This window comes from Candidatus Chlamydia corallus (assembly GCF_002817655.1).
Classification (GTDB): domain Bacteria; phylum Chlamydiota; class Chlamydiia; order Chlamydiales; family Chlamydiaceae; genus Chlamydia; species Chlamydia corallus.
In genome coordinates this window covers 194645-216680 of record NZ_NWQK01000001.1, presented here as the reverse complement: position 1 = coordinate 216680, position 22036 = coordinate 194645, and the positions used below count along the sequence as shown (strand labels likewise).

The following is a 22036-nucleotide window of genomic DNA, read 5'->3' as shown; positions in this document are numbered from 1 at the left end:
CCTTTTTCTACTCTTGCTAAAACTAGAATACTTCATTCTAACATACTTATAATATATAGCCTGTAGGCAAACTTGCTTTCTTATTCTTGTTGACGTATTGGTTAGTCAGATGCTTATTTTGATTTAGGTGCTAAAATGCGATTTTCGCAATGCGGATTTTCTGTAATGTTTTCTATCACATTGCTGTCAGTATTCCATACTTCCTTGAGTGCCGCTACGATTTCTTTAAGGCCTGAAGACAGTGTTAATGGAATTAGTAAGACCTATGATCTTCAACCTGATGATGTATACAGCCTTGCAGGGGATGTCTTCATGTCTAACGTAGATAATTCTGCGTTAAACAAGGCCTTCTTCAATGTAGCGGCTGGGAGTGTGACATTTTTAGGAAATCAGCATGGGCTATATTTTAATAATATTACCTCAGGAACTACTCAGGAAGGGGCTGTACTCTCTTGTCAAAATGCTCTAACAGAGGCGCGTTTTACTGGATTTTCCTCGCTCTCCTTTATTCAGAGCCCTGGAGATATCGAGGAGCAGGGGTGCCTTTATGCGAAACATGCAATTATGCTCTTAAACAATCATACAGTACGTTTTGAGCGAAATCGAAGTAAGACTACAGGGGGAGCTATTAATGCGGGTCATGTTACTATATTAGGTAGCGACGATTCTGTCTTTTTCTATCAGAATGAAGCGGTCTCTGGAGGTGGGGCAATCAATTCTACAGGTCCTCTACTGATTACACGAAACCAGGCGCAGATGCAATTCTTACAAAATATTGGCAGTTTAGGAGGAGCATTACACTCCACTGGCGATATTAATATTTCTCAGAATGCTTATATTGCATTTAAAGAAAACCAAGCACTGGCTACGGGTGTAGGTAAGGGAGGCGCTATCTATTGTTTGCCACAGTCAGGTGGCGGCTCAGCTCCCACTGTTACTTTGTCGGAAGATAAACAGTTAATTTTTGAAAGAAATAGTGCTCTATTGGGTGGTGGGGCTATTTATGCGAAGGAGTTGCGTATCTCTTCAGGCGGTCCTACGCTATTTCAGGGAAATACGGTGCTTACGGCTGCTGGTAAAGGTGGTGCTATCGCGATAGACGATTCTGGGACTCTCTCCATTTCTGCAGAAGGTGGTGACATTGTATTTGAAGGGAATACTGTAGGAGCTGCAGGAAGTGTCTTTCATAATGCTATTGATTTAGGGACTAGCGCTAAGATAACTACTTTACGTGCTGCTCAAGGACATTCGATATACTTTTACGATCCGATTACTGTGACGGGAACAACATCTCTTTCTGATATTCTTTATATTAATGGTCCTGATGTTGGAGATAAAAAAGAGTATAGTGGAACTGTAGTCTTTTCTGCAGAGAAGCTTTCAGCTACAGAAACTCAAGATCCTAAGAATCGCACGTCTACATTACTTCAAAATGTTGTTTTTGAAAGTGGGACTATAATTTTAAAAGATGGTGTGATTTTCAATGCTAATAGTTTCCTGCAGGATTCACGTTCCAAGTTAATTATGGATTTAGGAACCTCATTGGTGGCGAGCTCTGGAGATATCAATCTAGTCACTGTAGAGATTAATGCAGATTCTCTGACTAATGGGAAAAAGATAAAACTCAGCGCTACAACGCCTCAAAAAGATATTTATATAGATCGTCCTATCGTTCTTGCCATTGCAAACGAGAGTTTTTACCAAAGCAGATTTTTGAGCGAGTCTCATTCATATGATGATATTCTCGAATTAGATGCAGGAAGAAATATTCTGATTGCTTCCGATTCGCGTAGTATAGATGCTGTACACTATCCTTATGGCTATCAGGGAGTATGGGCAATTCATTGGGCGGATGATGATAAGAAAGTCTCGATTTCTTGGGCTAAGCAGAGGTACAATCCCAATCCTGAACAGGAGGCGCCTTTAGTTCCTAATCTCCTTTGGGGTTCTTTTATAGATATTCGCTCGTTCCAGAAGTTTATAGAAGTAGGTACTGAGGGTGCTCCTTACGAAAAGAGATTTTGGGTAGCGGGCATTTCCAATGTTTTGCATAGGAGTCGCAATGAAAATCAAAGGAAATTTCGCCATGTGAGTGCGGGTGCTGTAGTAGGTGCTAGTACCAAGATGCCTGGTGGTGATACCTTATCTATGGGCTTTACCCAGCTCTTTGTTCATGATAAAGACTACTTTATAAATACCAATTTTGCAAAGACCTATGCAGGATCTTTGCGTTTGCAGCACGAGGCTTCGCTCTATTCTGTAGTGAGTGTGCTTCTGGGGGAAGGAGGTATACACAAGACCCTGCTACCTTATGTTTCTAAGACCCTACCTTTCTTTTTTTATGGACAGCTGAGTTATGGCTATACCGATAATCGCATGAAGACGGAGTACACAGCTCTATCTACAGTCCATACTTCTTGGGGAGGATCTGTCTGGGCTGGAGAGCTCGGAAGTCGCGCCGCTATTGAAAATACCAGCGGTAGGGGCTTTTTCCAAGAATATGCTCCGTTTATAAAAGTCCAAGCAGTTTACGCTCATCACGATAGCTTTGCAGAGTCTGGAGCTACTGCTCGTGGTTTTACTGAAACGAATCTTTATAATCTTGCTATTCCTATTGGGATCAAGTTTGAAAAAAGGTTTAATGAGCAATACTATAATGCTTTGGTGATGTATTCTCCAGATGTTTGCCGTAGCAATCCCGAATGTACGACTACCGTGCTTTCGAATCTGGGCAGTTGGGATACTAAAGGCTCTAACTTAGCGAGGCAAGCTTGTATTGCTCAGGCTTCGGGCTTTCGATCTTTGGGATCTTCAGCAGAGCTTTTCGGGAACCTTAGCTTTGAATGGCGGGGATCTTCTCGTAACTACACTATAGATGCGGGAAGTAAAATTAAATTTTAGAAATTTTGCTTTTCAGTAATTTGGTTTTTTCAAACAGCTATTTTTAACTTGCCCGTAATTTTTATAAATATGTTGTCCTTATTTTCAAGAAAAAGAGGACAAGATGGAAAAGACCTCGTAAAACGACATCTTGGCGAGATTGTTAAAACTGCAAATTCCCCCTTATCTCGAGGTAAAAGTGCCCCCCCTATTAGGAGTGAATCCCTTGCCTTGTTTATTCTGTTCATGTATGTGTTCAAATCTTAAGATCAAAATCAAAATATGCTTTTTATAATGAAATCTTCTTTCCCTGGATTTGTAGTTTCTACCTTTATTATCCTTCCTTTTTCTATGTGTGCTGCTGAGACAGTCTTGGATTCAAGTGCTAGTTTCAATGGAAATCAAAATGGCAATTTCAAGATTTTTGAGAGCCAGGAAGATGCAGGAACTACCTATCTGTTTAAGGGAAATGTCACTATAGAAAACATTCCTGGAACAGGAACGGCGATTACAAAAAGCTGCTTTACCAATACAAAGGGAGACTTGATCTTTACAGGGAAGGGAAAATCTCTATCCTTTAATACGGTGAATACAGGTGCTCTACCTGGTGCTGCTATTAGCAGCAATGTGGCAGATAAAGCTACCACATTTACAGGATTTTCTTTGCTCTCTTTTATTTCGGTTCCTGGAAATTCAGTAACTAATGGCCAGGGGGCTGTTAGTATTGCGAATAGCTTGGGTTTTGATAAAAATGTTAGTTTGCTCTTTAGCAACAACTTTTCAACAGAAAATGGCGGGGCAATCAAGACAAAAACCCTTTCATTAACAGGGACAACGTTATCGGCTTTGTTTTCTGAAAATCAGTCCTCGAAGCAAGGAGGAGCCATTCATGCTTCCGATGCGATTACCATTAACGGAAACCAAGGCGAAGTTTCTTTTTCTAAGAATACCTCTACAGATTCAGGAGCAGCAATTTTTACAGAATCAAGTGTTACTATTTCTGATAACGCTAGGGTATCCTTTATTGACAATAAAGTGACTGGAGCGAGTTCCACAACGGCAGGGAGTATGTCAGGAGGAGCTATCTGTGCTTATAAAACTGGCACCGATACTCAGGTTACCTTAACTGGCAATCGCATGATACTCTTCAGCAACAATGTGTCGACAACAGCAGGAGGAGCAATTTATGTGAAAAAGCTAGAGCTTGTTTCTGGAGGGCCTACCCTATTTAATAGCAATGGTGTCAATGGAGGTACGAGTCCTAAAGGGGGAGCAATAGCTATTCAAGATAGTGGGGAATTGAGTTTATCTGCAGAGGGTGGTGACATTGTATTTTTAGGCAATACAGTTACTTCTACTGCTCCTGTGACGACGAGAAGTAGTATAGACTTAGGAACGAGTGCAAAAATTACAGCCTTGCGTTCTGCTTTGGATAGAGCCATCTATTTCTATGATCCCATAACTACGGCGTCAACAACAGTACTTACAGACGTCTTAAAGATCAATGAGGCTCCAACCGCTTCTACATTAAAATACACAGGGAAGATTATATTTACAGGAGAGGAGTTATCAGAGACAGAGAGCGCCGATCCTAAGAATCTTACCTCGAAGATTCTACAGCCTGTAACTCTTGTAGGGGGTACCTTATCTTTGAAACATGGAGTGACTCTGCAGACGCAAGCATTCACTCAACAGGCTGATTCTCGCTTGGAGATGGACGTAGGAACCACACTAGAGGCTTCTGATACTAGTACCGTAGATAACTTGGTAATCAACATAAGTTCTATAGATGGTTCAAAGCAAGCGAAAATAGAAACTAAAGATACAGGAAAAAATTTAACTTTATCTGGAACGATCACTTTATTGGATGCAAGCGGAAACTTTTATGAAAATCATGACTTACGTAATCCTCAGGCCTATCCAATTTTAGATCTTAAAGCTTCTGGAACTATAACACACACAGCAGTTGCTCCAGACCCTGTCATGGGTGAGAAATTTCATTATGGCTATCAGGGGAGTTGGGGGTCGATTGCTTGGGGTACAGGAGCATCGGAGACCGCAACCTTCAATTGGACAAAAACTGGTTATATTCCTAATCCTGAGCGTATCGGTTCTTTAGTTCCTAATAGCTTATGGAATGCATTTATAGATATTAGCTCGCTGCATCATCTTACGGAGACCGCAACCGAAGGACTCCAGGGATCACGAGTCCTTTGGGCCGCTGGCTTATCTAACTTTTTTCATAAAGATAGTACAAAAACACGACGCGGGTTTCGTCATTTGAGTGCTGGCTATGTTATAGGAGGAAATCTACAAACCCGCTCAGAGAAAATTTTCAGTGCTGCTTTTTGTCAGCTTTTTGGAAGAGACAGGGATTATCTTGTAGCTAAGAATCAAGGAACAGTCTATGGGGGAACTCTCTATTACCAACATAATGAAACGTATATTTCTCTTCCGCGTAAATCGCAACCTGGTTCATTTTCTTATTCTTCTAAAGAGATACCACTTCTCTTTTCAGGTCATCTCAGCTATACGCATACCAATAACGATCTAAAAACTAAGTATACAGCGTATCCCACTGTCAATGGAGACTGGGGGAATGATAGTTTCGCTTTAGAACTAAGCGGAAGAGCTCCGATATTTTTAGACAAGACCGCGCTATTCGAGCAGTACATGCCTTTTATGAAACTGCAGTTTGTCTATGCTCATCAGGAAGGTTTTAAGGAGAAGGGAAGAGAAGCTCGCGCATTTGGAAGCAGCCGTCTTACCAATCTTGCCTTGCCCATAGGGGTGAGGTTTGACAAGGAATCTGACTCCAAAGAGGCTACTTACAATCTAACTATCGGTTATACTGTAGATCTTGCTCGTAGTAATCCTGATTGTACGACAACACTGCTAATCAGCGGGGATTCTTGGAAGACTTTTGGTACGAATTTGGCAAGGCAAGCTTTAGTCCTTCGTGCAGGAAACCATTATTCTTTTAATTCAGATTTCGAAGCCTTTAGCCAATTTTCTTTTGAGTTGCGTGGGTCATCTCGAAATTATAATGTAGACTTAGGAGCAAAATACCGATTCTAGTCAACATGATAGGTATTTTAGAGGCCACCCTAAATGAACAAGAAAAGAACTTTTAAGATTTTCTTAAGGTTCTTGTTCTCTAAATTTCTATTTTAAGGCTGTTTTGCAAAAGCATTTTCTAACTTATTTTTTTTGATATCTTTTCTATGTTGAGGAAAGGAGAGTTATGACATCCATAAAAAGAAATATTTTTTTAATCTTGCCTCCTTTGTTCTATTTATGTAGCGTTTGGGATTTTGACTAAAACGAGGGTTTCATATGGAATCGTCTTTTTCCTTCTTATTAATATCTTCATTTCTAATTTTGCCTCTCTCGATGAGCGTTTCTGCAATTGCTGCGGACCTCACCTTAGGGAGTCATGACAGTTATAACGGCGATACAAACACCGCCGAGTTTACTCCTAAAGCGGCAACTTCCGATACTAATGGCACGACGTACAACCTCAGTGGAGATGTTTCGATAAGCCAAGCAGGGAAAAAAACCTCTTTAACAACAAGTTGTTTTTCTAACACCGCAGGAAATCTTACCTTCTCAGGGCACGGATTTTCTCTTAACTTTGACAATATAGCTTCGACTGCTGCAGGGGCTGTTATTAGCAATACAGCAGCTTCAGGAATTACGACATTCTTAGGATTTTCGAATCTTCGGTTCACTGGAGTCCCTAGGACTACAGGTAACGGAGCTGTTAAAATTAACGATGGTTTCGTGTTAGAAAGTATTAGGGATCTTATGTTTGATAGTAATTTCTCTGCTGAAAATGGAGGAGCTATCAATACAAAAACGTTCTCTTTGACAGGGAGTTCTAAGTTTGTAGCGTTCCTTGGCAATAGTTCTTCGAAGCAAGGGGGAGCCATTTATGCTTCTGGGGACTCTGTGATTTCTAATAATTTAGGAGTTCTGAGCTTTGGGAATAACACGGCCACAACATCAGGAGGTGCGATTTCTGCAGAAGGGAATCTGCTGATTTCTAATAACCAAAATGTCTTTTTTGATGGGTGTCAAGCAACCACAAATGGGGGAGTTATTGATTGTAGCAAAGCATCAGGAACTGCCCCTACTTTGACTCTTATTGGAAATGAGAATCTTCACTTTCTTAATAATACTGCAAAGGCTAGTGGCGGCGCTCTTTATACCAATAAGTTGGTATTATCCTCAGGAAGAGGAGGAGTATTATTTTTTAACAACACTGCTTCGAATGCGACTCCTAAAGGTGGCGCAATTGCAATTACAGGTTCTGGAGAGATTAGTATTTCCGCAGATCTTGGAGATATCGTTTTTGAGAAAAATAGTGTAAGTACTACGGGAACTCCTGCGACTATCACCAGAAATGCTATAGATCTTGGAGCTAATGCCAAATTTTTAGCTCTTCGTGCTTCTCAGGGAAAGAAAGTTCTCTTCTATGATCCTGTAACGAGTGCGGGGACTGCTGCTGATAAGTTGTCCCTGAATAAAGGTGATGCAGGTTCTGGAAATACCTATGAAGGCTTGATTGTCTTCTCTGGAGAGAAACTTTCAGCAGAGGAACTTAAGAAACCAGAGAATCTTAAGTCTACATTTACACAACCTCTCGAGATTGCTGCAGGTGCCTTAGTATTGAAAAACGGAGTGACGTTAGTTGCAAATACCATAACACAGATCGAGGGATCGAAAGTAGTTATGGATGGAGGAACCACCTTTGAGGCGAGCACTGAGGGGGTCAATTTGAATGGCCTAGCCATTAACGTAGATTCGTTAGATGGTACAAATAAAGCTACCATTAAGGCGGCAGCGGCAAGTAAGAATCTTGTCTTATCAGGGCCTATCATGCTTGTTGACGCTGATGGGAACTATTATGAGCATCATAATCTCAGTCAAAAGCAGATCTTTCCTTTAGTAGAGCTTTCTGCACAAGGAACGATTACCACTACTGATATCCCTGATGTTCCTATTCTAAATACTAACACTCACTATGGCTATCAAGGGAATTGGAATATTGTCTGGGTCGAAGATACAACCGCAAAAACTAAAAATGCTACCTTAACTTGGACTAAAACAGGATACAAGCCCAATCCAGAGCGGCAGGGACCCTTAGTTCCTAATAGCCTTTGGGGATCTTTTGTCGATGTTCGTTCGATTCAGAGCCTTATGGAAAGAAGCACGAGTGGGTTATCTTCGCCAACAAGCTTATGGGTATCGGGCATTGCGAATTTCTTGCATGAAGATAAACAAGGAAACAAACGTGGTTATCGTCATTCTAGTGCAGGCTATGCGTTAGGAGCAGGATTCGTCACTCCTTCTGAGAATCTTTGTAACTTTGCTTTTTGCCAGCTCTTTGGTTATGACAAGGACCATTTGGTGGCTAAGAATCATACACATGTTTATGCAGGGGCAATGAGTTACCAACATCTTGGAGAATCTAAGATTCTAGCTAAGATTTTCTCTGGAAATTCTAACTATTTACCTTTTGTCTTAAATGCTCGGCTTGCTTATGGCCACACTGACAATAACATGACCACGAAATATACTGCCTATCCCGCTGTTAAAGGAAGCTGGGGAAATGATGCCTTCGGTATAGAAATTGGAGGAGCTATCCCCGTCTCTACTTTAGGGGGTGCGTCCTGGTTAGATAGCTATACTCCTTTTGTAAATTTGGAAATCATTTATGCACATCAGAAAGACTTTAAGGAAAATGGAACAGAAGGTCGTTCTTTCCAAAGTGAAGAGCTCTTCAATCTAGCTGTTCCTTTAGGTATAAAATTTGAGAAATTCTCTGATAAGTCAAGATATGATCTCTCGTTAGCTTACGTTCCAGATCTTATCCGTAGTGATCCAGATTGTACTACCGTCCTTATGATTTCTGGAGATTCTTGGTCGACTTGTGGTACAAGCTTGTCAAGACAAGCTCTTCTCTTACGTGCTGGAAATCATTACACCTTTGCTTCAAATTTTGAAGTATTCAGTCAGTTTGAATTCGAATGGAGGGGCTCTTCTCGTAGCTATACTGTTGATCTTGGAGGGAGATTCGGATTCTAGTTTTGTAACGAGAGAGCATCACGGTAAGCTGGGGTTCTATATAAGAAATTGTATAGAGCCCTTTCTTTATCCAGCTTTTTGTATTTTGTTTTTATATTTCGTGAATTGATTGTTTTAAAGGTTCTCTAGATGAGATTATTTTGTCTTGTCCTGTGCTTTCTATAGTTGCATGCGCCTCTTTTTTAGCTTTCAGAAAGCCTCCAGAGTTGGAAATTGCCAATTTATTAATGTTAGCACTTTAGTATATGGGAAGCCATTTTGCATTCCTTTAGAAATTGTCGGAAATAGCCATTATAGCAAGCTGGATAGCGGTAGATCTGTCTTTGTGTTAGAAGGGAGATTTTTTGGGCTTGTCCAGCTTTAAGAAAAAGAAAAACCGACTATCTGCTTCTCGGCGTTCATAAACTCCATAGAGCTGCCAGTGTTCGAAAATTTTCGTTCCTAAAATCATCTGGTATTCTAGGTAATTAGGAGTCTCTTGGCGATGCCAGCCATAGCGTAAGGATAGGCGGTAATTCCAATAAGGATGAGGTCGTACAAATAATTTCCCTAAAATGAGGTTTCTACGATCGGATAAAGGAGAGTCTAGAAGCTCGTCAATAGGACGGCTGACATCTAAAATAAAATTCTCTCGGTCACACTTGATAAGGCTGTATTTGCTTCTATGTAGAGTTTCTAGAGTCATAGCCATATTATCATTGCCGATCCATTCCCAACGTAAGTTCATGTGATCCCAACAGTGTTTTTTCCATATCCATTCAGCATCTAATGAGACTGTATTTTTTTCCCCAAAAGGTAGAGATAGTTCACATGCGGTTTTAGGAAAAGTGGACCTGCTTTCTATATTGTTTAGGATCTGGGTGTTCCACAGCTTAGCATGTATCCTAGGGAACGAAGGGTTGGTCTTACTTAGTATAGAGGTATCTATACCAACTTTTAGAAGATTTAACGAATGAAAGGCATCTTGAATAGAAAAGATGTAATGATCTTTATTGTTTGCCAGAGGGCGTGTTTCTGTAATGAAGGTAACAAACGGTTCAATGATATGGCGTCTTTGTATGTAGGCCCTATGTAATAGAAATCGGTAATCAAGTTGTAGCTGTCCTGAAAGCTGATTGTGGTGCGAGGAGAGCTCAGGAACATCGCTATAGTAAATGAAAGAGCTGGCAAGGGTGGACGAGAGGGTCCCTATAGGTAGAGAGACAGTTTTATGGAGCTTAGGGCGCGCAGCAAGGCGTAGCGAGGAGAAACTATTTCCAGGGATGTTGTTGCTAAAAGCAAAGTTTAAATATCCACATTCTAAGATATTTTCAAGGTACACTCCTGTATTGTAGATAGAGATCGGGTATTGCCTTAGTGTTAGATAGGGAAGCTCTTGATTTGCACTTTGGAAGGAGTTTACCTTAACAGAAGAGGCTAAATAACCTTCAAAATACCTGTCGTTCCAGGTGCAATCGATACGTGTGGGGCCCGTATTTTTTAACATAAAGTTGTTGGGGAAAATGTCTGCAACAGTTTCCCAACTATCGCTGAGGTGGTATTCTCCAGAGAAATTTACATGTTTATGAGTAAAGTGGAAATCCCCGTGTAGGCGATAGCGATCATGAGCTTCAGCCATGTCGATAGCAAGGCGATGGGCATAGTAGCTTTTCATATTGAAAACATTCTCAGAAACCTGTTTCTGAGAACAATGCATGTTGAATCCCAGGCCTACACCGTGCTTGAAAAAGCTATCTAAGAAGAATGTTGAGGAGAAATCTTTCCTAGAAATAGGCGAGTAGCTCATCCCTAAATAAGATCCAAGAAAGCCTCCAGTTCCTCCTCGGAAGTTTATGGGAGGCTTTGGGATCTCCATAGGCATGATAGAAAATGAAGGTAAGAGAAGTATCGGAATACGACACAATCTCAATGTTGTCTTTCCTATAGAAAGGAGAGTGTCAGAGGAATATTCCAGATAATCTCCAGAGAGACAAAGATCTTTTTTAGGACCCTCAGACGTAGAGATATACCCCTTGCGAATGATTATAGTTTCTGGAGTTAGGGTAATCATAGATCCCCCTAAAAACCAGGGATACATAGCGAATCTTCCATTGGTGAGAAGACAAGAGTCTGTATCTTCATAATACTCTAAATAGTCGCAGACTAGGGTTTTAGCCCTATAATTGACCATAACATTGCCATGTGCTACAAGCTTTAGGCCTTGACCTCCCGTATTTTCCACATATACTTTATTAGCTTGTATCCGTAGATTATTATGGATATTCAACACCCCATCTTCGATTGTGACAATTCCAGAAACACTTTTAAAGTGACTGAGATAGGAGTTTTTCTTTTTCACTGCCTCTTGATGTGTCAAAGCATTAGCTGAGGAACATGTAAGAACAACGGAAGCTAGAAATAAGAAGCAATGTTTCATAAAAGCAGCTTAGGTTACTCCACGATTTTTATGAGTAACCCTGCAAGGATTGGGAAATTTTTCACATGTCCCTCTGCCATGAGTTGTATCAATAAACGAATATCTTCGAAAGACTTTGAGATAGCTAGTGTTTCTAGAATATCCAACATGAGCTTAGTACGACTTTCTGGAGTCACCTGATAGCGTAGATACGGCATCTTGGGATTGGGTCTTTGATTTTCAGTGTCAACAAATAACAATGTTTTTTGAATTAGATTTCTGGCGTGATCATGGAGAGAGCGTTTTTTTTCAGGATCTTTAGTGAGATTGTAAATTGCAAGATCGGCATAGGCTCGGATGATAGGTTCTCCAGGAAGCTTTGCAGCTTGAAAGAGTAGATCTAAGGCTTTTTGATTCGAGATGTGACTTAAAAAAGAAATTGCTGTAGCGGCAAGCTGAGTTTTCTGACTTGCCAAAAGCTTATAAATACAGGGTAGGTAAGCTTCTTTAGGTAGGCGGAAGAGAAACGTTAGGATCTGTTCTTCAACAACACGGGCTGTTGAGAGTAACCTTTCTTTTTCCTGGCGATCTTGAGGGACAATTATGCTCACTCGCTTCCAATTTTGCAAAGTATGCCCTTTAGAGAAACTCAAGGTCAGTGTCTCATTATAATGTGGTTCGACTAGCCAATCTGTAATATACTCGATGAGTTCAGGTGCGTCACACCCCAACTCTAAAAGAGCCAAAGCCGCATTCAACTTGGTTTCACTATTTTTAGTTTTTAGGAATATCGGAAGGGCAATTGGAATTCCTATTTCAGAAGGTAAATGGCGTAGGGCATATAGGGCACGGGGACGTTCCTCAAGTGCTTGCTTTTTTATAACAGGAAGCGCATCCTCCTCCTTCCCCAAAGCAATCAAAGCTTGAGCTGCTGCTAAAGTTACATCAATATCAGTCTTTTGTAATTGTTTTTTTATATTGTAGTAGCTTTGACCATCTTTAAGCTTTCCTAAAGCATAAAGAACGGCTTCTTGATCTTGAGGAGAAGCACTTGTTAGTAAATTTCTAAGGGTGGGGAGAAAGCGTTTTTGTTGGTATTCTCCGATCAGTAACGCTGTTGCACTGCGAATGGAACTTTTTTTAGCAGCTAGAAGATCTCGAATATAAGCATCAGATTCCTCAGTTTCCAAACATAGAAATATTGCTGCAGATAGGCATTGGATTTCTTCAGGAAGCTTGTGAATGAAAGAATGTAGATGATCAATTACTCTAGTGTTCTTCAAATTAGCAAGTCTGTATGCCGCTTCTAAGCGGATGATAGGATAGGGAGATGCTAAAGCTTTAAAAAGCAACTCATCAGAGGTTTTCCCAAGATGTCCTGAGACTGCTGATAGAACAAGTAGCTGCTGTAGGGGATCTGGAGTCTCCATAGCTTGGGAAAGTACGTCCAAGGCTTCTGAAGATCCTGCAAGTCCTGCACCAATAATAGTACTTTTTCTGGTTTGAGGATCTGAGGAGCGGATGCCTTGCTTAAGACAGTCTTCACCGATTTTTCTTAAAACAAAGAAATCATGATCTGCATAGGTATCTAAAGCATCAAGGTAGATCTCTAATGCTTGTTGTATAGATTGTGTGCTTATATAAAGGATTTTATGGCTTACAGACTCAGGAAATTTAGCTACAAGAGAAACAGGAAGACTGCAGAATAAAAATCCAAGGAGAGTTAGGTAGAATAGTCCCATAGATCGATGTTGAACTCCTCTAACAAGTATTTCAGTGTTTGGATAGGGAGACCCTGAACATTATACAAACATCCATGGATCTTTTGTAAAATCAAGCCCCCACCATTGCAGATATCATAAGCACCACAATTATTTAATGTTCCCACGGTGTCAATATAAGACTCTAGGCGGTGATCAGGAATCATAGTAAATGAGATTTGGGAACTTTCCGATCCTTTCAGGAGTTTTTGATTATGCAATAAGACAATGCTGGTGATCACCTCATGCGTTTGATTTCTCAATGTCTTTAACATACCCACAGCTTCCATCTTGTCTTGAGGCTTATTGAAAATACGGTCCTCATAAACAACAATGGTATCACCAGTGATGATAATACAATCAGAATGAGACCTTAGTTCAGAAACAGCGTAAGCTTTTCTTATGGCAAGCTCTTGTGTATAGGCTATAGGATCCCCAGAATAATTGATTTGCCTTTCATCAAAATCTGGGGCAATCACAGTAAAAGGAATACGAAGATCTTCTAAAATAGCTTTTCTTCTTGGAGAAGAAGATCCTAAGACTAAAGGAAGCAACATAGAATAGAGACTCCTCAAGAGCTTTCTTTATACTAGATAATGTTTAGAGTAATTGCTTGTGGCTCGCAGTATAGTCTGCCATAGTCCCATCAAAGAATGTAATTTTATCTTTATCAAAGATCAATAATTTGGTAGCACAGTCTTGAATAAGGCCCCTGTCATGAGCGACGAAAATTGCTGTGCCTTTATAATCGTTGATAGCCCAAGAAAGGGCAGAAACAGACTCTAGGTCTAGGTGGTTGTTAGCTTCATCAAGAAGAAGAACATTATGATTTTCTAACATAATCCCCGCCATGAGAAGACGAGCAGTCTCTCCCCCAGATAGCGCTTGGATCTGTTTGAAAGCATCATCGCCTCCAAAGAGCATTTTTCCCAAAACACTACGGATTTCTTGATCATTAATGCCTGTCTTCCGATTGCGTAACCACTCAAATAGGGTCTCTTGACCACAATCGGCTAAAACATCACTATGATTCTGGGGAAAGTATGAACATATCGCTTGGTGTCCTAGCTTTATCACTCCAGAAGAAGGGGCCTCAACGCCTGCAAGCAATTTCATTAATGTAGTTTTGCCTAGACCATTGTTTCCAATAATGCCAAGCTTGTCTCCTTGATAAATCTCCAAAGAAAAGGAATGGATTACCTGGTGGTCTCCATAACTTTTTGTAACCCCTTCTAGGGATAATACAACTTTTCCTGGTGACTTATCAGATACAGGAAAACGAATGTAGGGACGTTGGATATTGGATTTTTTTAGTTCTTGTGGCTGAAGTTTCTTAATCTCTCTTAATCGAGATTGCACCTGACTTGCTCGTGATCCAGCACCAAATTTAGCTACAAACTCCTTGAGCTGAGAAATTTTCTTCTCTTTAGATTTGATATCAGCTTTTTCTTGTTCGCGAGATGCGGTTTTCATCCCTACCATGTCATCGTAGTTGCCAGGATAGATAATAATCGTGTCGTAATCAATGTCAGCAATGTGTGTGGTAATCGTATTTAAGAAATGACGGTCGTGACTTACTACAATGACAGTACCTTCATAACTCTTTAAAAAGTTTCCTAGCCAATTAATCGAATAGAGATCGAGGTGGTTTGTTGGCTCATCAAGAAGAAGAGCTTCAGGATGACCAAAGAGTGCCTGGCAGAGAAGAACCCGAAACTGTAGGTCTATAGGAATCAGAGCCATTTTCTTACCAAACAGCTCGCTAGGAATACCAATGCCTATTAATAGTTCTTCGGCTTCTGAATCCGCTCGATAGCCATTTTCTTCCCCGATGATCTCTTCAATTTCACCAAGCTCCATTCCAATAGCATCAGTAAACTCTTGTAGATAGAGATCGTCACGACGTTGTAAAGCTTCCCAAAGACGGGCGTTCCCCATGATCACGCAATCTAGAACAGTCACATCATGAAAGCTATCGATATTTTGGCGTAGAATTCCAACTTTTTTGGGTAAAGAAATCGAACCCTTTGTAGGCTCTATCATTCCCATAATGATTTTTAGAAGCGTAGACTTTCCTGCCCCGTTAGGACCAGTAAGACCGTAGCAATTTCCAGGATTGAAAACTACCGACACATCATCGAATAAAATTCGAGTGCCCAAAGATTTGCCAATTTTATCTAATACTATGCTCATAGCAAAAAGCATAACAAAGTGCTTCTTAGAGTACAAGAGCTTTGCCTTCTTCTCTTAAGCGTGAGGATGGGCTTCTCGGTGCGTTTGTTTTTTTAACTTTATAGAAACTTGGGTATAGACAGTTGTTGTCTCTAGCGAACTATGACCAAGAAGTGCTTGAATTGTCTTTAGATCCATACCACTCTCTAGCCAATGGGTTGCTATAGTATGACGGATGGTGTGGGGGGTGATGTGTCCTGAAAGTCCAGAACGTCGGAGATACTCCTGAAATTTTCTGTCTATAGATCGTGTGGAAAGCCGAGTCCCAAAGCAATTGAGAAAGAGCGCTTGCGGATCACGTTCTAAAGGCTTTCTGTCTGGATGGTTAAGATAGGTTTGTATCCATTGTATGGCATGAGATGTGACAGGAATAATTCTTTCTTTCTTTCCTTTACCGCGTATGCGAAGGAGGTGGGTACTTAAATCTAAGTCCCGTTTATTGATAGCGACAATTTCACTAATTCTCAAACCTGAACTATAGAAAAGCTCCATGAGGCAGCGATCACGGAGTCCGTGATATTTAGCAAGGTCAGGAGTGGCCATGAGTATCTCGACTTGCGCATAGGTCATAGGGGATGGCAGTTCTTTGGGAAGGCGAGGCCCTTGGATAGTTGCAGCGGGATTTTCCAAAAGAATTTTTTGAATAACACAGTAATTCGCAAAACTTTTAATTGAAGAGAGACAGCGCTTAATCGTTCGCTTAGCCTTGCCATTTTCTATAAGTTTTGCGGCATACATGCGTATGTGCTCTTTCGTAAATAAAGAAAAGGGAAGATCAGCAACTGTACGGTCTTCTATCGTTAGCTTTAGAGGAGGTGAAGGAAGGAGGTTTCCATGTTTCTCTAAAAAATTCTTTAACCCGTTAAGATCTAAACAATAATTTCTTAATGTGTGTGGGGAGGCACCTTTGACCATTTTCAAATAGTCTAAGAATGAATAGATAGAGGCGATCATAACTTCTCTTTACCTTACAATAAAGACTATAGAACACTTTCCTTTAAAGTTAGGCTAGCGTTTACTATTCTTTTCAAGCTATCTATTATTTAGAAGAGAATTTTTAGGGAAGGGGTAGCTGTGATATTCCTGTGCTACGGAAACATTAGGGAAAATAGCCGAAGCTTCTTTATAAAAATCATCCAGATTTAAGTAGCGTGCAGAGAAGTGAGTGAGAACCAATTTTTGTGCTTTAGCATGTTTCGCAAGAGTGGCTGCTTGTTTTGCAGTCATATGAAAATGACTTTCAGCAAGATGGCGGTGCTGTTCAAGGTACGTGCTTTCACATAACATCATGCAACTGTTTTTTGCGAGATCTATAGCAGCTTGGCAAGGCAGAGTGTCAGCAATAATAGCAATGCTATCACCCTTGCGAATGTAGCTAACATCACTAAGATATACTGTAGAACCGTTTATGGAGATTTGTTCGTCTCGAATGAGATCCTGGATAATCGCACCACGAATGCCTCGAGATAGCAGTTCTTCAGGAAGAAATTTTATCGTGTCTGGTTCAGTGATTCTCCATCCTAGGGTGTCTACCTGATGTTGGAGTCGTCGTGCTTCAATACGAAAACTACCGAAATCTTCAACAATCCCTTCCTCAGAGACAGGATGCTCAATTACCTGGATCGTTTCATGATAAATAGTGCCGTAGCGTAAGCGGTCAAAATATTTTTTTCCTGAAGCAGGATAATAACAATGGATAGGGTGGAAGACCTTGTCTAAGTTAAGCCGCATCAGCATGGAACCTAGACCCAAACAATGGTCTCCATGGAAATGACTGACAAAAATTCTATTTACTGTTGTAGGAGTAATATTTGCAAAGATGAATTGCCGCTGCGTACCCTCACCAGGATCAAAAAGTAGGCCCTCACCATTCCAGCGAAACAAATAGGCTCCTTGATTACGTGTTCGCGTAGGCTGTTGGCTCGAACACCCTAAAATAATTAACTCTCTGGAACTCATAAGGATTTACTTTAAGAAAAATTCATAGAATAAACTAATTGAAATTATATACTCCACTATAACTTTTGAATGACATTTTTTTTATCATTTAAAATCTTATTTTTCTTTTTTTTCTTCATTACTATTGTCTACAACTTCAGAAGGATGGGAAGATGATTTGTAGAACCAAGGTAATATGCATTTTCGTTGCATAGGTGGTGGAGATGAAGAAGGAGAGCTCTCACTTTCTGAATTTTGATTTTCAATAAGCTTTGATTCTTTTTTTTGCGTAACTGTAGGTCTTTTTTTTCTAGACTGGGCTTCTTTATTGCCTTGGATTCCATGCGAGAAGCGTTTGGTTTTCTTCTTTTTCGGGATTTTTGTCTTGGCAGTGCTAGAGATCTTGGGACTGAGGGGTGCTAACCTAGCTTTGGGAGGGCTTTTGGGGGAAGAATCACTAGATTCGATTTCAGAAGCGCGCCTGATTTGCCTATGCTTCAGCTGTTGTTGAGAGATTTTTGATTCAGGCTCCTCATTGCCTTTGAATTTGTTCGCTACATAGCCTACTCCTTTTTCTAATTGCTTTCTTAAGATGTTTTTCAAGGTTTTAGTGTCCTGATGATCTTGGGATGATTCTGGGATAGCTTTTTTAGTAGCGGATTTTTTAGGTTGTGATCGAGCTTCATCTTCTTTTGGAAGTTCTTTCGGTTCTCTTGTGAATATCCAACGAACAAGACATGGATTGAAAATCGACATAAGGATTAGGAGTGCTAGTGAGATTAAACAAATAGGCATTCCTACGTCAGAAAACATTATCGTTATAGCTCCCGTAACAACTAGGAGGCTGAGAATACACAGGATGATTAGATAGGCAATCTCGCAAATCTCTTTAACAGATTTAGATCGAGCTATTGGTTGAATTTGTTGAGGGTCATGGATATGAGAAGAGCGTGAGTGACGAAGGCTTGGAATAAGATTAGGCATAGCAAAATTTAGATTAAAGCTGTACGAAAGAACAGCTTATGTATTCGAGGTCTCTTTGTAAATATACAGACTTTTTTATACGAATCAAATGTACCTTAGTGCGTATAAAAAAGTACTTTTGAAACGTAGATTGCACTCGGTTTATTATTTTACCTTGGGAAAAGCAACTTTGAAAACATCATCATAGTGAGAAACAAAATGTATCTTTAGGCCTGTTTTTAGATATCCAGGAAGCTCTTCGTAATCTCTACGATTGTCTTCAGGGAAAATCAAGATGTTTAATCGCGATCTTCGAGCTGCAATCAGCTTTTCTCGAATACCTCCTACACCTAAAACACGGCCTGTTAGAGTGATTTCTCCAGTCATTCCCAAATTATTTACTACTGGAATTTCTAATAGCAGGGAAAGGAGAGAGGTAACCATAGTAATGCCTGCAGAAGGACCATCTTTAGGGGTGGCTCCCTCAGGAATATGGATATGCACTTGAGATTTTTGAAAGAACGTATAACCTGGAGCATACCGACTGAGAGCACTGTGAAGATAGGTCCAAGCAATCTGAGAAGATTCCTTCATGACCTCTCCAGCCTGACCTGTAAGATGCATGTCTGTTTTCATCGAAGAAACTTGCACGCTTTCTATATATAGAGTGGCTCCCCCTAAAGAAGTCCAGGCAAGTCCTGTTGCTACTCCTACAGGAGTTGATTCATAGAAGCGGTCACTAGAAAATAGCGGTTTGCCTAAGTAGGTCTGTAGGTTTTTCGAAGAGATTTTAAAAGAAATCTTCTTAGATTTAGCTTTTTCTTGATTTTGAACAATCTTTAAAGCTACTTTTCTTAGTACTTTTTTGATATTGCCATTGAGAGTACGTACCCCAGCTTCTCGTGCATAGTTATTGATCATGTATTTTAAAGCTTCGGGTTGGAAATTTACTTCACTCGCTGTTAAACCCATTTCTTTGCGTGCTTTGGGAACCAGATACTTTTTCGCAATTTGAAACTTCTCTTCTAAAATGTAACCAGAAAGTCGGAGAATCTCCATGCGATCTAAAAGAGGATCAGGGATTGTATCTAGAACATTAGCCGTCAGAATGAATAGTACATTAGATAGATCAACACGTACATCCAAATAGTGATCGAGAAAATCTTTGTTTTGCTCAGGATCTAAAACCTCTAGCAGAGCAGAGGCTGGGTCTCCATGATAACTAGCACCAATTTTATCTACCTCATCAATCATAATGACAGGATTCATAGCTTGGCTTTGCTTGAGAGCTTGTACCATTTTTCCAGGCATAGCTCCAATATAGGTGCGGCGATGACCTTTAATCTCCGCCTCATCACGCATCCCTCCTACAGAGAAACGGAAAAACTTTCTATGGAGGACTTTAGCAATGCTGCGCCCTATACTTGTTTTCCCAACTCCTGGGGGGCCTACAAGACAGATGATACTTCCTTTTAATCCTTTGGAAAGCTTGCCTACACTAATTAACTCTAGAATGCGTTGTTTAATCTCATCAAGACCGTAGTGGTCCTTATTAAGGATGACTTCTGCTTTTTTTAAGTCATGATATTCTTTACTTTGTATGCCCCAAGGAATGATGGTTAGCCAATCCAGATAATTGCGGCATACGGTATATTCCGCAGAAGAAGTTTCTAAAGTTTGAAGTTTTTCAATTTCATCTTGAATGACTTCCATAGCATAGTCAGGGACATGACGCTTTCTTAGCCTTTCTGAAAACTTTTCTATATCAATAGCGCGGTCTTCTTTCTCTAAACCCAGTTCTTTTTTAATCGTTTTTAACTGTTCTTTTAAGAAGAATTCCTTCTGGCTTTTTGTAATCGTAGCTTCGATTTTTTGATTGATGCTGCTCTGTAGACGGCTTAAGTCTAGTTCCTTTTTTAGTAAGATCAGTGCTTTATCAATGCGATCATGCATATTCGTTGTTTCTAAGACTGCTTGGAGCTCTTCCCGTGTTGCTGTCGTTAGAGCAACAGAAAAATCAGCAAGCTTACCTGGTTCAGTAAAATCTGAATGGCCAAGAAAAATCTGAAGCTCTTCTTTAAACAGAGGATTCAGTTTTAAAAGGTCCTTGATAACAGAGACAATACTAATAGAGTAAGCTTTTAGCTCTTCTGTAAGCTCTTTATTGTCTGCATGATAAGAAACATGAGCTTTGAGATACTTGTCTTTAACAGGTTCTATAATGCGTATACGTTCTTCAATGCTTAAAAGGACTTGGGCACTACCGCCCTCGATTGGCATGATACGGAGTATTCTTGCTGCTACCCCAGTTTTATACATCTGGTTAAAATTAACTTTTAAAATGTCGGCATTCTCTTTTTTGGTTAAGACCAGACCAATATATTTTTGGGATGACTTCGCTAGGACTTTTAATACTTCGTAATAAGGACCAGATTCAATCAGAATGGGCGCAGCCATGCCTGGGAAAAATGGTCTTTTATTTAACGGAAGGATAAATAACTCAGAAGGAAGCAAACGCTCAGTAGATTGATCTTCGGATTCCTCTTCAGATTCATCTAAAAGCTTTTCAACATCTTCTGGATTTGGATCTAAGATGGGGGAGTCGCTGTTGCTTGTAGAGTCCACAATTGTCCTTATGCTCGGCTATATTTGTCTGTCGCCCCAATAAATACCGCTCTTTTCTCTGGGTTAAAAAGAGGGGGCGATTTTAAAGATTGCATATTTCGCTATATTACAAAATAAATGCAATTAGCGCATATATACAACTTCTAAAAAATATCTAGAAGGGATTAAAGATTAGGAAAGACTGGCGTTTAAGGCAAATCGTCTTTTTTTATTTTTTTCAAAAAATAATTTGTATCCGCTGTTAAAAGTTATTCAAGAGATTAAGAAAATAGGATCTTATTTTTGAAACTTTCTAATTTTGTATAGGGGAGATTTTCCAAAGAACAAGCGTCGCAAGTCCAAATGGTAAGCTTGTGTTTTCTGTTTGAATCAAAGGGAAATACTGAGATCGGAAGACAAAAGAATAGGGTTGTGTATTTTTTAATTTAAAAATCATTTCCCTCTGCTTCTCCTGGTGGTAGTTAAGAGCACGCTCACTTCCTAAAGCATTTGGGGTAGACACGAACGAATGAAAATAAAATCCAGGGAAAAGTTTATCATAAGAGAATCCGATATCTCGATTTGGTGAGGGAATTTGATGAAGATTCCGAGTGGTTTTAGTGAAAGAAAACCCCTGTTGTATAAGTTCATTATAAGTTTTTCCAGAGCGGACTAAAGTGTGTAAAGCATGAATGTTCTTTAGTGCCTCAGGAGATGCTGCAGGAAGGCTCAGGTTTTCTGTATTAGGCAAAAGCAATTTTTTTAATTCTTCCTCTTTAACTCCTATGATTAGACCATGATACTTAAAGAATAGTATGATACGTAAAACAATCTTAATAACAAGGGTTAGAATTACAGGAAGAATTAAGATATAGGAGAGGATTTTTAATATTTTTTCAAAATTCGAAATTGGAAAGATCCTAGTAACGTATAGAAAGGAGTTACTAGAAACTCCTTTGACGATAACGGATTTTTCCCCTCCTAAATGGAAGTAGTTATCAACGATATGCGAACACTTTTCAATAGTCCCAGAACCCTTTCCTAAGTAAGGAAGAAAAGATAAGGACTGATCCGAGAAAACTAGAGGACGAAAAAATCGAACAAACATAGGCCAGAATTTTTATTCTTATATATTGTAACAAACTGGCTTTCAAATATTAACTACTATTGATGA

Annotated in this window: 12 protein-coding genes; 3 read left to right on the top strand and 9 right to left on the bottom strand. The window is 39.9% G+C overall.

The features are described 5' to 3' along the window. Positions 1-135 precede the first annotated feature (135 nt). The 3 genes from CMV32_RS00925 (at position 136) to CMV32_RS00915 (ending at position 8970) form a co-directional block, all read left to right on the top strand. A complete protein-coding gene (locus CMV32_RS00925) occupies positions 136-2901 on the top strand; it encodes an autotransporter domain-containing protein (protein WP_239923123.1) in 2766 nt (921 codons plus the stop codon). A 273-nt stretch (positions 2902-3174) separates the two neighbouring features. Next, the gene (locus tag CMV32_RS00920) at positions 3175-5958 is read left to right on the top strand and encodes an autotransporter domain-containing protein (RefSeq protein ID WP_239923122.1); all 2784 of its coding nucleotides are present in this window, start codon (positions 3175-3177) and stop codon (positions 5956-5958) included. 258 nt (positions 5959-6216) lie between these two features. Beyond that, positions 6217-8970, top strand: coding sequence for an autotransporter domain-containing protein (locus CMV32_RS00915; protein WP_100934072.1), 2754 nt, complete (start codon positions 6217-6219; stop codon positions 8968-8970). Between the two features lie 328 nt (positions 8971-9298). Here the strand turns inward: CMV32_RS00915 and CMV32_RS00910 are convergent, their stop codons facing one another. The 9 genes from CMV32_RS00910 to CMV32_RS00870 form a co-directional block, all read right to left on the bottom strand. Beyond that, entirely contained in the window at positions 9299-11386 is a 2088-nt protein-coding gene (locus CMV32_RS00910; protein WP_100934071.1) for a CT351 family outer membrane beta-barrel protein, read from the bottom strand. A gap of 14 nt (positions 11387-11400) precedes the next feature. After that, on the bottom strand, positions 11401-13107 hold the full coding sequence (locus CMV32_RS00905) for a HEAT repeat domain-containing protein (protein ID WP_100934070.1): 1707 nt from the start codon (positions 13105-13107) through the stop codon (positions 11401-11403). Beyond that, on the bottom strand, positions 13089-13682 hold the full coding sequence (locus CMV32_RS00900; protein ID WP_100934069.1) for a Maf-like protein: 594 nt from the start codon (positions 13680-13682) through the stop codon (positions 13089-13091). Before CMV32_RS00900 ends, CMV32_RS00905 begins: the two co-directional genes overlap by 19 nt. 43 nt (positions 13683-13725) lie before the next feature. After that, positions 13726-15318, bottom strand: coding sequence for an ABC-F family ATP-binding cassette domain-containing protein (locus tag CMV32_RS00895; RefSeq protein ID WP_100934336.1), 1593 nt, complete (start codon positions 15316-15318; stop codon positions 13726-13728). Between the two features lie 54 nt (positions 15319-15372). Next, positions 15373-16311: a tyrosine recombinase XerC gene (locus CMV32_RS00890; protein ID WP_100934068.1), complete on the bottom strand. Its 939-nt coding sequence runs from the start codon at positions 16309-16311 to the stop codon at positions 15373-15375. Positions 16312-16389: 78 nt separating this feature from the next. Then, positions 16390-17316, bottom strand: coding sequence for a ribonuclease Z (locus tag CMV32_RS00885; RefSeq protein WP_100934067.1), 927 nt, complete (start codon positions 17314-17316; stop codon positions 16390-16392). A 96-nt stretch (positions 17317-17412) separates the two neighbouring features. Then, positions 17413-18279 (bottom strand): hypothetical protein, encoded by an 867-nt coding sequence (locus tag CMV32_RS00880; RefSeq protein WP_100934066.1) that lies wholly within the window; start codon positions 18277-18279, stop codon positions 17413-17415. Between the two features lie 144 nt (positions 18280-18423). Continuing rightward, the gene (gene lon, locus CMV32_RS00875; RefSeq protein WP_100934065.1) at positions 18424-20883 is read right to left on the bottom strand and encodes an endopeptidase La; all 2460 of its coding nucleotides are present in this window, start codon (positions 20881-20883) and stop codon (positions 18424-18426) included. A gap of 292 nt (positions 20884-21175) precedes the next feature. Beyond that, positions 21176-21970 (bottom strand): DUF648 domain-containing protein, encoded by a 795-nt coding sequence (locus CMV32_RS00870; RefSeq protein ID WP_100934064.1) that lies wholly within the window; start codon positions 21968-21970, stop codon positions 21176-21178. Positions 21971-22036 lie beyond the last annotated feature (66 nt).